This window comes from Mycobacterium sp. 94-17 (assembly GCF_035617725.1).
GTDB lineage: Bacteria > Actinomycetota > Actinomycetes > Mycobacteriales > Mycobacteriaceae > Mycobacterium.
Map to the genome: position 1 here is coordinate 38219 of NZ_JAPIYN010000022.1, position 13067 is coordinate 51285.

The 13067-nt window shown below is 68.7% G+C and carries 13 protein-coding genes; 5 read left to right on the forward strand and 8 right to left on the reverse strand.

Translation table 11 applies throughout. From position 1 onward, the window contains the following. Together OQ789_RS21395 and OQ789_RS21400 are read right to left on the reverse strand one after the other, a co-directional pair. Window positions 1–333: substrate-binding domain-containing protein (locus OQ789_RS21395; protein WP_324688234.1), on the reverse strand; the 333-nt coding region annotated here is incomplete at its 3' end. Between the two features lie 28 nt (window positions 334–361). Further along, window positions 362–1225 carry an ATP-binding cassette domain-containing protein gene (locus tag OQ789_RS21400; RefSeq protein ID WP_420716169.1) on the reverse strand — a complete coding sequence of 288 codons (864 nt, stop codon included), beginning with the start codon at window positions 1223–1225 and terminating at the stop codon, window positions 362–364. A gap of 218 nt (window positions 1226–1443) precedes the next feature. On the opposite strand from OQ789_RS21400, the gene pstS reads away from it, so the two are divergent. Next, window positions 1444–2553, forward strand: coding sequence for a phosphate ABC transporter substrate-binding protein PstS (pstS, locus tag OQ789_RS21405; protein WP_324688168.1), 1110 nt, complete (start codon window positions 1444–1446; stop codon window positions 2551–2553). A 31-nt stretch (window positions 2554–2584) separates the two neighbouring features. Then, window positions 2585–4579, forward strand: coding sequence for a serine/threonine-protein kinase PknD (locus tag OQ789_RS21410; RefSeq protein ID WP_324688169.1), 1995 nt, complete (start codon window positions 2585–2587; stop codon window positions 4577–4579). 3 nt (window positions 4580–4582) lie between these two features. On the opposite strand, the gene OQ789_RS21415 is transcribed toward OQ789_RS21410, so the two are convergent. Beyond that, window positions 4583–5788 carry a CoA transferase gene (locus tag OQ789_RS21415; protein ID WP_324688170.1) on the reverse strand — a complete coding sequence of 402 codons (1206 nt, stop codon included), beginning with the start codon at window positions 5786–5788 and terminating at the stop codon, window positions 4583–4585. Between the two features lie 15 nt (window positions 5789–5803). Continuing rightward, a complete protein-coding gene (locus OQ789_RS21420) occupies window positions 5804–6727 on the reverse strand; it encodes a class I SAM-dependent methyltransferase (RefSeq protein ID WP_324688171.1) in 924 nt (307 codons plus the stop codon). Window positions 6728–6843: 116 nt separating this feature from the next. Here OQ789_RS21420 and OQ789_RS21425 point away from each other — a divergent pair, with 116 nt between their 5' ends. Genes OQ789_RS21425 through OQ789_RS21435 form a run of 3 tightly spaced genes read left to right on the forward strand, consistent with a single transcriptional unit; the run spans window position 6844 to window position 8228 of the window. Beyond that, window positions 6844–7500, forward strand: coding sequence for a cation transporter (locus OQ789_RS21425; RefSeq protein ID WP_324688172.1), 657 nt, complete (start codon window positions 6844–6846; stop codon window positions 7498–7500). A 22-nt stretch (window positions 7501–7522) separates the two neighbouring features. Further along, window positions 7523–7786 (forward strand): alpha/beta fold hydrolase, encoded by a 264-nt coding sequence (locus OQ789_RS21430; protein WP_324688173.1) that lies wholly within the window; start codon window positions 7523–7525, stop codon window positions 7784–7786. Next, window positions 7755–8228 (forward strand): alpha/beta hydrolase, encoded by a 474-nt coding sequence (locus tag OQ789_RS21435; protein WP_324688174.1) that lies wholly within the window; start codon window positions 7755–7757, stop codon window positions 8226–8228. The genes OQ789_RS21430 and OQ789_RS21435 overlap by 32 nt, the downstream gene beginning before the upstream one ends. Here OQ789_RS21435 and ctpC read toward each other — a convergent pair. The 4 genes from ctpC to OQ789_RS21455 form a co-directional block, all read right to left on the reverse strand. Beyond that, a complete protein-coding gene (gene ctpC, locus OQ789_RS21440; protein WP_324688175.1) occupies window positions 8225–10417 on the reverse strand; it encodes a manganese-exporting P-type ATPase CtpC in 2193 nt (730 codons plus the stop codon). The genes OQ789_RS21435 and ctpC overlap by 4 nt on opposite strands. Before the next feature lie 10 nt (window positions 10418–10427). Further along, a complete protein-coding gene (locus OQ789_RS21445) occupies window positions 10428–10709 on the reverse strand; it encodes a DUF1490 family protein (protein ID WP_009978763.1) in 282 nt (93 codons plus the stop codon). Between the two features lie 132 nt (window positions 10710–10841). Continuing rightward, a complete protein-coding gene (locus OQ789_RS21450; RefSeq protein ID WP_324688176.1) occupies window positions 10842–11567 on the reverse strand; it encodes a TIGR03089 family protein in 726 nt (241 codons plus the stop codon). Then, window positions 11555–13027, reverse strand: coding sequence for an LCP family protein (locus OQ789_RS21455; protein WP_324688177.1), 1473 nt, complete (start codon window positions 13025–13027; stop codon window positions 11555–11557). Before OQ789_RS21455 ends, OQ789_RS21450 begins: the two co-directional genes overlap by 13 nt. Window positions 13028–13067 lie beyond the last annotated feature (40 nt).

A 13067-nucleotide genomic window follows, 5' to 3' on the forward strand; every position in this document is an offset into this window, starting at 1 on the left:
GGCCATGTCGCCCTCGGACAGGTAGGCGTCGGAGGCGCCGATGCTGACCGCCCCGGCCGCGGCCTGGGAGATCCCGGCACCCGAACCGCTGCCCTGGGTCGAAATGGTGACGTTCTGATACTTCGCGTGATAGGCGGGACCCCACTCGCTGAACAGCGGGTATAGCAGCGTGCTGCCCGTCTCCGACAGCTCCGTTGTGGACGTTGCCGGCCCGGCGGCGGCGCTGCCGGCGGTCGATCCGGCAGTCATCGAACCGCCTGTGGCAGCCGAACCGCAGGCGGCGACACCGAGGGCCAGCGGTGCAGCGATCATCAGGCCCCGCAGCGCGCCCATACTGTTCACCCAGCGAGACCCTTTCCGGCTACGACCCGTCGTTGCGGCCGACCCGATGGGTGCCCGCCGCTTTCGACGAGGCATCACGAGGCCGGAACGGTGCGAAATAGCGGACGGTCTCCTCGTTTTGCGGCGACAGGAACAATTGCTCGGTCGGCCCTTCCTCGACCAGTCTTCCCTCGAAAAAGAAGGCGGTGCGGTCGCCGGTACGGGCGGCCTGGGCGAGATCGTGCGTGACCATGATCACCGTCAGCCGATCAGCGAGTGATCGAATGAGTCCCTCGATCTTTTCGGTCGTGGTCGGGTCCAGTGCGGAGGTGGGCTCGTCGAGCAGCAGCACCTCTGGGTCGACCGCAAGCGCGCGGGCCAGGCACAACAACTGCTGCTGACCGCCGGAGAGCCGGAACGGTGAATCCCCCAGCCGGTCCTTGACCGCGTCCCAGAGGCCGACCTCCGTGAGCCGGGCTTCGGCGACGTTTTTCAATTTCCTGCGGTGCGCCATTTTATGTGCGCGCACGCCCGCAACCACGTTATCCATGATCGACATCGGGAACGGATTGGGACGCTGAAACAGCATGCCGACCCTGCGGCGAAACTCCATCAGGTCGCGGCCGTAGAAGATGCTGCGCCCGTCCATCAGGACGTCGCCGCTGTGCCGGAAGCCGGTGACCTTGTCGTTCATCCGGTTCAGGGTGCGCAGGAAGGTGGTCTTGCCCGAGCCGGTTGGTCCCAGCAGGGTCGTGACGGACCGGACGGGAAAGTCGAGACTTACCTGTTCGAGCACGGTTTTGCGGCCGAATCCCAGGGTCAGATTCATCGCAGACATGCCCGCACCATCGCCTTCGGCAGCGGGAGCCGGAATTGCCGCCCAGAGCTGTTGTTCACGACCCATCGCCAACCGATGCTACGTGCTCGCGTCCCGACAACCATCCCCGCTCATTCACCTCTCAGCAACCGTCAAGGGTTTGTATATTCGCGATTGGTTAACTTTTATTGCCGGGCGAAGTGGCCGGTCGGCGCAGATCGCGCCTCACTCGCCTCCGTGGCTGCTCGGCCGCAGGCGGAGGCGAGACCCGAGGCGTTCGCCGTCGTCATGATCGAAGGAGTTTCGTGAGATTCGCTCGATCCGGTTTCGCACTGAGCATGACAGCGGCGGTCGCACTAGCGCTCGCGGCATGCGGCAACAACTCCGGCACCTCGTCGGGATCGGGTGCCGGCTCGGCGCCGGTGGACTGCGGCGGCAAGAAAGTGCTGGAAGACAGCGGTTCGACCGCGCAGCAAAACGCCATCGAGCAGTTCGTCTACGCCTACGTTCGCGCCTGCCCGGGTTACACGCTGGATTACAACGCAAACGGATCCGGCGCCGGCGTGACCGAGTTCGTCAACAACCAGACCGACCTCGCCGGTTCCGATGTCGCGCTGGACCCTTCCACCGGTCAGAACGACCGGGCGGCGCAGCGCTGTGGTTCGCCGGCCTGGGATCTGCCCACAGTATTCGGTCCGATCGCGGTGACGTACCACCTCGCCGGGGTGAACGGGCTGAACCTGGATGGGCCCACGGTCGCAAAGATCTTCAACGGCACCATCACCAACTGGGACGACCCGGCGTTGAAAGCCCTGAACTCCGGCCTCAACCTGCCCTCCACGCCCATCGCGGTGATCTTCCGCAGTGACAAGTCCGGTACGACCGCCAACTTCCAGAAATACCTCGACGGCGCATCCGATGGCGCGTGGGGCAAGGGCACCAGCGAGGTGTTCACCGGTGGCGTCGGGCAGGGCGCCAGCGGGAACAACGGCACATCGGCATTGCTGCAGAACACCCCGGGGTCTATCACCTACAACGAGTGGTCGTTTGCGGTGGGCAAGCAGCTGACCATGGCTTCGATCATCACCTCGGCGGGCCCGGACGCGGTGCCGATCACCGTCGATTCCGTCGGGAAGACGATTGCCGGGGCTACCTTCAAAGGGCAGGGCAACGACCTGGTTCTGGACACCTCGTCGTTCTACAAGCCGACACAGCGCGGCGCATACCCGATTGTGTTGGCGACTTATGAGATTGTCTGCTCGAAGTACCCGGATGCGACCACCGGCACGGCGGTGAAAGCATTCATGCAGGCCGCGATCGGGCCTGGCCAGGCTGGCCTGGACCAGTACGGTTCCATCCCGCTGCCCGGCTCGTTCACGGCCAAGCTGTCGAACGCGGTCAATGCGATTTCCTGACCGACCATAGGACGAGGAAGGAGGCTCGACGGTGAGCGATAGCGGGCCGGCCGCGCGGGTCGGGTCTTGGTTCGGCCCCTACCGGCTGGTGCGGCTGCTTCGCCAGGGCGGCATGGGCGAGGTCTACGAGGCCGAGGACACCCGCAAGCGCCGCATGGTGGCGCTGAAACTGATCTCGCAGCAGTTCACCGGCAACGCGGAGTTCCGTGCGCGCCTGCAGCGCGAGGCCGACATCGCGGGTCGGCTTACCGAACCCCATGTGGTGCCGATCCACGATTACGGCGAGATCGAAGGGCGCTTCTACGTGGAGATGCGCCTCGTCGACGGCGTCGATCTCGGCACGCTGTTACGCCGGGAGGGGCCGCTGCAGGCGCCCCGGGCGATCGCAATCATTCGCCAGGTTGCCGCCGCGCTGGACGCGGCACATGCAGCCGGTGTGACGCACCGCGACGTCACGCCGGGAAACATCCTGGTCACCGGCGGCGACTTCGCCTACCTGGCTGACTTCGGCATCGCGCAGGCCGCGACAGATCCGGGGCTGACCCAGGTCGGGACCGCGATCGGGACGTACTACTACATGGCCCCGGAACGATTCACCGACGACGCGATCACCCACAGCGTCGACATCTATTCGCTCGCATGTGTGTTGAGCGAGTGCTTGACCGGCGCGCCGCCGTACCGGGCCGACACCATCGAACGCCTCGTCGCCGCGCATCTGACGAAGACGGCCCCGCCGCCCAGCCAATTGCGCCCCGGCGCGTTTCCGCCCGCCTTGGATCAGGTGATCGCCAAGGGCATGGCCAAACATCCCGCGGACCGTTATCGCACCGCCGGCGAACTCGCCGCCGCCGCCAATGACACGCTGACCACATCCGAGCAGCGGAAGGCCAGCACGATTCTGCGCGAGGGGGAGAACGCCGTCCAGCGCGTGGAGGCATCGTCTTCGGCGGCTCAGCGACCGGAGCAATCTCCCACCCCATGGGCTGGCGCCGAGACCATGGCCGGTCCCATGGCGTCGGGGACAGGTGGCACCGGTCGGGGCGTGCACACCGGCCACAACCCGTCGCTGATTCGCCCCGCCCCAACGACATACGGCCATGCCTATGGGGCCGGGGCGGGCTTCGCGACGCCCGATGCACTGAGCGACGGCAAACGAAAGCAGTGGTTCATCGTCGGCGCCATCGCTCTGGTTGCCCTCGTCGCTTTCGTCGTGGCGGTTGCCGGTTACCTGTCCACGGACTCCTCGGGGTCGTCAAAACAGGTGAGTGGCCAAAGTGTGTTGCCCTTCAACGGCATTGACTTCCGCCTCTCCCCGGGCGGCGTCGCGCTGGACAGTGCAGGCAACGTCTATGTCACCAGCGAAGGCATGTACGGCCGGGTGGTGAAGCTCACGGCCGGTTCGAACGCCACGACGGTGCTGCCGTTCCACGGGCTCTACCAGCCACAGGGACTGGCCGTCGACGGGGCGGGCACGGTGTACGTCGCCGATTTCAACAACCGGGTGGTCAGCATGGCTGCCGGCTCCAACGACCAGAAGGAGCTGCCGTTCCAGGGTCTGAACTACCCCGAGGGTGTCGCAGTCGACGGCCAGGGCGCCGTGTACGTTGCCGACCGCGGCAACAGCAGGGTGGTCAAGTTAGCGGCGGGATCCCAGACCCAGACGGTGCTTGGGTTCGACGGGCTCAAGAATCCCGACGGAGTGGCCGTCGATCCCGCGGGCAACGTCTACGTCGCCGACACCGACAACAACAGGGTCGTGAAGCTCGAGGCCAGTTCAAATACCCCGTCGGAGTTGCCGTTTCAAAATATCTCTGTGCCGTGGGGCATCGCCGTGGACAACAGCGGCACCGTCTACGTCACCGAGCACGACAAGAGTGACGTGGTCAAATTCCCGGCGGGCTCGAACGTGCCGACCGTCCTGCCGTTCACCGGACTCAACACTCCGTTGGCGGTGGCGGTCGACAAGGACCAGGGTGTCTACGTCGCCGACCGCGGCAACGACCGGGTGGTCAAGCTGACGCCGTGAGGCCTACGGCGCGGGCTGCGGGGCGCCCAGATACTCCTCGGTGTGCTGGCCGAGGGCGGGCGGAGGTTCGGTGGCCCAGCCGGCCGACGCGGCATCGAAGCTCGAATAGCGTGCCGGAGTGCGGATTACGGTGACCCGGTCCACGCCCTCACCGACCGGCAGGGCGAGGTCGTTCTCGGCGAACAGTGCGGTGCCGACCACCTGCTTCCAGGTGTAGGCGTGGCAGGCCATCAGGCCGCCCTCCTGCAGCAGCCGGACCCATTCGTCCGCGGTCTTGGTGGCCAGGGCCTGCTCCAGCTCCTCGGTGAGCTCGAAATAGTTGAGCGCCCGCGCGCGCTGGTCGGCGAACCGCTCGTCGTCGCGCATGTCGGGCCGGCCGATGATCTCGCACAGCTTGTCCCAGTGTTTGGGCACGTACGCGCTGATCACCAGGTAGCCGTCGGCGGCCTTGAAGGCGTCCGAGGGTTGGGTGGCGAACCCGACACCCTTGCGCCGCTTGGGTTTTAGCGCGGCGTCGGGCTTGGGGGCCTCGGTCGGCTTGTTCAGGTGGATGGTCAGCTGACTGGCCTGCAGGCTGACCGCGACGTCGTACATGGCGACCCGCACCACGTCGGCGACGCCGTGGCGCTCGCGGTTGAGCAGCGCCGCCAGCACCGCCTGGGCCAGCACGTGACCGCTGGCGGCGTCGACGAGCTGGAACGGGATGATCTGGGGTTTGCCGGTGGGCGTGGGCATTCCGCTGGTCATGCCCGACTCGGCGGCGACCATCAGGTCGACCCCGGGTCTGCTGCCCTCCGGGCCGTTGCCGCCGTAGGCGGACAGCCGCGCGTAGACGAGTTTGGAGTTGCGGGACTGCAGCTCGCCGGGGCCCAGGCCCATGCGTTCCATCACCCCGGGCCGAAACCCTTCCAGCACAACGTCGGCCGTATCGACCAGCCGCAGGATCTGCTGCTTGGCCTCGTCGCTGCGCAGGTCGGCCATCACCGACTTCTTGCCCCGGTTGTGGGGGAGGAACAGGGTGGCCAGTGGCGGGCGCCCGGGCAGGACCGCGGTGATGTGCCGGGCGGCCTCGCCGACAGGCGCCTCGATCTTGATCACTTCGGCGCCCAGGTCGGCCAGCACCTGACCGGCCAGCGGCCCGGCGATGTTTTGGGTGAAGTCGAGGACCCGGAATCCGTCAAGTGGCTTGGCGGGCTTGCTGTTGGGCACGGTGTTCGCCTTCCTTTACCCGGGCTTGTGCAGCACCGCGGTGCAGTAGTAATTCTGCGCGAAAGGCGCATCCGGGTCGCTCGACTGCAGCGGCAGGCCGTTGTTGGCCAGCAGCTGGTTCAGCGGGGTCCGGACCGGCTGCCAGCCCCGGTGTTGCAAGTAGGTCGCCACGTCGTTGCGCTCGCCGGGGAAGCCCAGTTCACCGAGGGCGATGTCGAAGCCGCCCTGCCGCCACTTCTCGCTCGCGGCGTTGAGCGCGTCGCCGCTGACCCCCGTGTTCGCGAAGACCTCGGCCACCAACTGGCTGCCGTCGGCGGACAGCGCGGTGATGTTGTCCAGCAACCGATCCTGAGCGTCGGGCGGCAGGAAACTGATCAGGCCTTCGGCCACCCAGGCGGCGGGCCGCGCGGTATCGAAGCCGGCCTGCCGCAGCGCCGACGGCCAGTCGTGGCGCAGGTCGATCGCGACGTTGCATACGTCGGCGGTGGGCTCGGCGCCGAGTGCGGTGATGGTGGCGCCCTTGAACTCGAGGACCTGCGGCTGATCGATCTCGAACACCGTGGTGCCCGGCGCCCACGGCAGCCGGTAGGCGCGCGCGTCCAGGCCGGAGGCCAGGATGACCACCTGGTCGATGACCGGGTCTTTCCGGGCGCCCGCCTCCGCGAAGAACGCGTCGATGTAGCGGGTGCGGGCGGCCATCATGTCGGTCATGCGTTGCATGCCCCACGCGGCGCCCGGCTCGTCGACCTCGGCGGAGCTCAGCTCGCCGGCCGCCCACCGGGTGAAGAAGTCCACGCCGACGGCGCGCACCAGCGGCTCGGCGAACCGATCGTCGATCAGTCCGTCGCGGGTGGCCCGCGCCCGTCCGGCGGCCACCATCGTGGCGGTCGCGCCCACGCTGGTCGCCAGGTCCCAGGTGTCGTCGTCGGTGCGCGCCATGGTTAGCCACCATAACTACCCGCGCCGCGCGTCGCGGCGCGAGGTGTGACACAGATCGGTCACGGCCCGGCGTTGCGGTCGCCCGGCCCGCGATGGCGTCGCTAGCCTCGCCTCTCATGACCACGCCGGTTGCCGTTCAGCACGGGTGCGCGAGCGTCGCGGCGCACGACATCGGCTGGCGGCGCGGCGCCGGGCGGGCACGGCGGCTGGCCTGGATCAGCCTGGCGGTGGTGCTCGTCGAGGGTCTCGTCGGGCTGTGGCAGGGATTGTCGGTGTCCTCGGTCGCCCTGACCGGATGGGCCCTGGGCGGCGCGTCCGAGGCGCTGGCCAGTGCAATGGTGGTGTGGCGTTTCAGCGGGGCCCGGGCATTTTCGCCGACCGCCGAGCGGCGCGCGCAACGCGGTGTGGCCGTGTCGTTCTGGCTGATCGCCCCGTACATCGCGGCGGAGTCGATCCGTGAGCTAGCCGGTGGACGGCACGCCGAGACGTCGCTGATCGGCATCGGGCTGACCGCCCTCGCGCTGGTGCTCATGCCGGTGCTGGGACGGGCCAACCACCGGTTGGGCAGCCGGCTGGGCTCGGGCGCGACCGAGGCCGAAGGGATCCAGAACTACATGTGCGCCGCGCAGGCCGCCGCGGTGCTGATCGGCCTGGCGATGACGGCGCTGTGGTCGGGAGCGTGGTGGATCGATCCCGTGGCGGGGCTGGCCATCGCCGGTGTCGCGGTCTGGCAGGGTGTGCGGTCCTGGCGCGGGGAAGATTGCGGCTGCTGAGTTCGGCGGTGCAGACTTCCTCATGGTCTCCGATGAGCCGGCCAAACCGCCGCTGGTGTTGCTGCACGGCCTGAGCGCCTCCGGCGGTGCTTGGCAGGACGTCATCCCACGGCTTATGCCGTATCACCAGGTGTATGCACCGACGCTGCCCGGCCACCGAGGCGGGCCGCCGGTGCGGCGACCCCCGGTGACATCCGTGAATCTCGTCGACTGGGCGCAGCGCTATCTCGACGAGCAGGGACTGCAACGTCCGCATGTGGCCGGCCATTCGCTGGGCGGCAGGTGACGGGCTGCGGGCAAAGACGATGTCGCACGTGCAAGCGGGCGCGGGAATGGCGCGCCTCATCCGGCCGGTCGTGCCGCTCATGTTGAGGTCACCGACGGTCCGTCGGCATTTCTTCCAGACCCCGGCGTCGCACGGCGATCGGGTCAGCGCGCGGCGCGGTGTGGAGATCGTCGACGACTTCCTCGGCTGCGGTATTACTCGCGAAATCTTCTCCACCGACGACCAGCGGATTACGCCGTTCGACGCCCTGCCGTGTCCCATCACCGTGGCGTGGGCGGAGAACGACGTTGCCATCCCCGCCGCCGACTACGCGGCCAACGCTCGTGAGCGCCTTCCGGGCGCGACGTTTGTGACGCTGGCCGATACCGGGCACGACCCGATGATGGACGACCCGGGCCTTGTCGGCGACACCATCCTGAGCGTGACTCGACCGAATCCCTAACGGATCGAGTCCAATCGGTAGCGGATCAGCCGAGAACTGTTGGTCACCACCGCAACCGACGACGCGTTGTGCAGGATCGCGGCGAGCACGGGGGACAGCGCGCCGCCCGCGCCGACAATCAGCCCCGCGGCGTTGACGGCGATCGACATGCCGTAGTTCTCCCGGATCACGTCGACCGCGCGGGCGCCCAGGTCCCGCACGTCGAGCAGGCGATGCAGGTCGTCGTTGGCCAGCGCCACGTCGGCGGTCTCGACGGCGACGTCGGTGCCGGCCAGGCCCATCGCGATCCCGATGTCGGCGGCGGCCAGCGCGGGCGCGTCGTTGATGCCGTCGCCGACCATGGCGACGGTGTAGCCCTCGTCCTGCAGGTCGCGCACCGCCGCGAGCTTGTCCTCCGGCATCACCTCGGCGCGCCACTCGTCGATCCCGAGCTCGCGGGCCACCACCTCGGCGATGTCGGGGTGATCGCCGGTGAGCATCACGATCCGTCGAATGCCGTTGGTGCGCAACTTCTTCAGCACGTCGGAAGCCTCGGGACGCACCTCGTCGCGCAGGCTGATCAGCCCCACCAGCCTGCCGTCGACCGCGAGCAGCAGCGGCGTCTCGGCCTGGCGGCGCAGCCGGTCCACCCACTCCGACGCCTTCTTGGACACCCGCACCTTCTCCGCCCGCAGCAGCCCGGGGCTGCCCAGCAGCAGGGTCCGGCCGTCGGCCCAGGTCCGCATGCCCAGGCCCACCAGAACCTCGCACTCCTCGTGCGGCGGGATGGTGATGTGGCGTTCCTCGGTGGACCGGATCACCGCCTCGGCCAACGGGTGCCGGGAGTGGATCTCCGAGCTGGCCGCATACGCCAGCACCTGCTCTGGCTGCCAATCCTTATGCAGCGCGATGATATTGGTTACAACCGGACGCCCGACCGTCAGCGTGCCGGTCTTGTCGAAGACGATCGCGTCCACTTGGCCCGCCTGCTCGAGGTGCGAGCCGCCCTTGATCAGGATGCCGCGGCGCGCGCCGTTGCCGATTGCCGCGCTGATCGCGGTCGGGGTGGCCAGGCCCACCGCGCACGGGCAGGCGATCAGCAGCATGGTCATCGCGCGGCGGACGTCACCGGTGACCGCCAGCGTGATCGCCGAGACGATGAACGAGGTGGGAACGAAACGGCGAGAGAAGTTTTCGCCGACCGTCTGGATCGGCGCCCGGTCGTGCTGGGCCTCTTCGACCCGGGTGATGATGCGCCCGATAGTGGTCTGGTTGCCGACCGCGCGGGCGCGCACCACCAGGCGTCCGCGCACCACCACCGAGCCCGCGTGCACGTGCGCGCCCACCGCCACGCTGACGGGCAGGTTCTCGCCGGTGATCGCGGACTGGTCGACGATCGCCTCGCCGTCCACCACCTCGCCGTCGACCGGGATGGCGACGTGGTCGTGCACCACCACCTCGTCGCCGATCTGCACGGTGTCGATCGGCACCTGAACTTCTGTGGCGTCGGGCAGCCGGATCCATGCCGTGTCCTGGCTGCCGCGCAGCAGTTCGGAGATGGCGCGGCGGGTCCGGCGCAACGTCAGATCCTGAAGGTACTCACCGATATTGAGCAACCACAGCACGGTGAGTGCGACGACGTTCTCGCGCAGCACCAGGCTCGCGACCGTCGCGGCGGAGACCAGCGCGTCGGTGCCGGCCCTGCCGGAACGTAACGAGCGCAGTGCGCCGCGCAGGAAGGGATAGCCGGTGAAGACGGTGACACCGGTGGCCAGCAGCCGGCCGCTGGGGCCCAACAGCGGCGGTCGCGCGAACACGTAGCGGCGCACCCCGAGCAGGGCGAGCGCTGCGCCGCCGACGACCATGCGCAGCACGTCGGTGTTGCGGATCTCCTCCGAATGCGGCGCGCGGGTCGGGATGAGTTCGGCGGCGACGTGCAGCGCCTCGCCGATGGCGGCGAGCACCGCGGAGCGGTCGCAGCGCCGGGGCGAGTACCAGACGACGACCGATCCGGTGCGCGGGTAGGCGTGCACCACGCGCACGCCCGCACACTTGGCGACGGCCTCTTCGACCGCCACGGCGCGTCGGGAGTCGGCGCGCACCCAGTCGACGGTAACCCGCATTCGCCCGGCGGCGTCCGAAATGACTTGCAGCGCAGGGTCTCCGGTTCGAGCCTCGGCTGCGGTGTCGAGGACTGCGGCGACGTTCATGTCGGAACGGTCAGTGCTCGTGGTCGTGGGTGTCGGCGATCGACGGGGTGGGCGCCTCCTCGCCGATGCGCTCGCGGGCCTCGGCCATGACGTCGGCAAGCTTGAGGCGCGCCGACTCGGCGGCTTCCTCGGCCTTGCGGGTGCCACGGAGTCCGAGCTCGGCCCCCTTGACCGCGGTCTCGTGCAGCGGGGCCTTGGCCACGGCTTTGCGCACCACCTCGTAGGCTGTCACGCCCACCAAGCCGGTGACCACCGTGCCTGCCGCCTTCGCCAGGAGCCCGTACACCGCCATTGCCCAACCTTTCCGCCGTCGTTCGACCCGTGCCTGCCCGACGTTAACATTGATATATTGCGATATCAATATGAGTTGGCCCCGGGGCCCGGTGATCGTGCGGCCGAGAGGCGGCGCACCTGAGAGCGCGCCTCAGAGGACCCGGGTGACCTTTTCGGTCTCGATCCTGCGCGGCTGCAGGGCCGGGTCGGGGTTGGCCACCTGCACCAGCGACGCCCCCACGGCGAGCACCGCCAGCAGGCCGTCCACCAGATCGTCGGGTCCGGGCCATGACGAGCTGGACAGCACCCGCTCGCCCGATGTCAAACCCCTTGCCGTGGAAGAGGTTTCGCACTGCGCCAGCACTTCGTCGACCGATCTTCCGTCCAGTGCCGGACCGGGGTTCGGCTCGGGAACGATCTGGTCGCCGTGCACCCGCACCGCGGTGGCGTAGTCCGTCACGCCGATCGGCAGGTTCGGCGCCGGACGGCCGAACGGGTCCAGCGACACCACCGCGACTTCGCCCCCCGTCGCGCTCACGGCGGCGTCGGCGTCGTCGAGGCGCTCGGCGGTGCACAAGGCGACGTCCGAAGCCGGGCCCGCGAGCACGGCCTCGGCGCCGATCCACCACACCCCGAACAGCACCGCGGCGGTCTGCCAGTGCGCGGGCAACAGGATCGCCACCCGGCTGCCCGGCCCGGCGCCCAGCTCGTCGCGTAGCAGGTTGGCCGTCTTGGCGGCCCAGTTCGCCAGCGTCACGCCGGACAGCTCGATGCGCTCGCCGGTCGCGTCGTCGTAGTAGGTGATGCGCGGGCCGACCGGATCGGCCCGCAGCATCGGGTCGAGGATGGCCCCGCTCAGCGTGATCAGTTGATGCACTCCGGCTTGTCGGAGCCGGCGGTCAGGATCGGCGACGGCGCGGGAACCTTGGGGTCGGCCGACACTGCGCCCGCGGTCGACACCCGGGCGGGCATGATCGTCTCCGTGCCGGACAGGCCCGAGCCCGGACCGCTGTAGTCGTTCGCCAGCACCACCCGAACCGCACCGGGCACGAGTGTGGTGTCGGCGACCACCGGCAGCCCGCCCAATTCCTTGGCGACCTCCTTGGCCCCCACGTCGTCGCTCTTGGCGGCGCGCACCTGGCTGGCCTTGACGTGCTGACCATCGCTGTTGCCCACCGTACCGGTGGCAAAGCCCTTGGCGCTCAACACGTCTGATACGGCCGCGGCCAGGCCGTTGATGTCGGTGTCGTTGACCACGTTGGCGGTGGTCTTCGCGGGCGTGTACGCGATCTCCTCGGTCTTGCCCTGGTCCTGATCGTGCAGCAGGCCTGCCACCCAGTCGGCGACCTGATGCGGGTCCAGGCGCACCACGCTCTGCATGCCGTCGTCGCTCCAGCCGGCGCCGTCGAGCACCGGGATGGTGGCGAAGGCGACGTTGCCGCCTGCCAGCTTCTGCATCTGCTGCACGAAGTCCATCACGTCCCATCCGGCGGAGATCACCACCGAGCGCTGGACGGCGGCCTCCAGCCGCTTGACGGTCGAGGGGCTGGACAGCGTCTGGCCGGAGATGACGCGATGGGCCAGCGAGGCCATCACCACCTGCTGGCGCACCACCCGGTCCAGGTCGCCGCGCGGCAGCTCGTGGCGCTGCCGCACGAAGCTCAGCGCCTCGGGACCGCTGAGCCGTTGCGGGCCAGCCGGGAAGTCGGCGCCCGAAAGTGGTTCGAACACCGGCTCCTTGAGGCAGACGTCGACGCCGCCGAGGGCGTCGGTGATCAGCGAGAAGCCCAGGAGGCCGATCTCGGCGTAGTGGTCGACGGTGACACCGGTGAGGTCGGCGACGGTCTTGATCAGCGCCTCGCGGCCGGCTTCGGTGCCCTGGGCCGCCGCCTCGGTCGCGGAGGCGCCCGCCTTGACCAGGGCGGTGCGCTTGGCCTCGCGGGTCTGGCCGTAGACGCCGTTGATCTTGGTCTTGCCCAGCCCTGGGGCGGCGACGTAGGAGTCGCGCGGGATCGAGATCGCGGTGGCTGACTTCCCGTTGTTGGGGATGCGGATGAGGATGATCGTGTCGGTGTTGGTGGCTTCCTCGTCGCCGGCCTTGAGCGTGTCCAGCTCTTCTTGCGTCAGCGGGTTGCCGTGCGCGTCGGTGCGGCTGTCCAGCCCGACCAGCAGGATGTCGATCGCGCCGTCGTCGCCGCCCTTGCCCAGCGAGGGCGCGGACATGTGGAAGATGCCGTCTTCGAAGGAACGCACGTTGCTCCACGCGATCCCGGTGCTGAGGACGACCGCGAGCGCGAGCGCGGTGGCAATCACATGAACCACACGTTGCACAGGCATCCCACTACATTACTTGCGACACAGCAGCTTCACGGGTAGC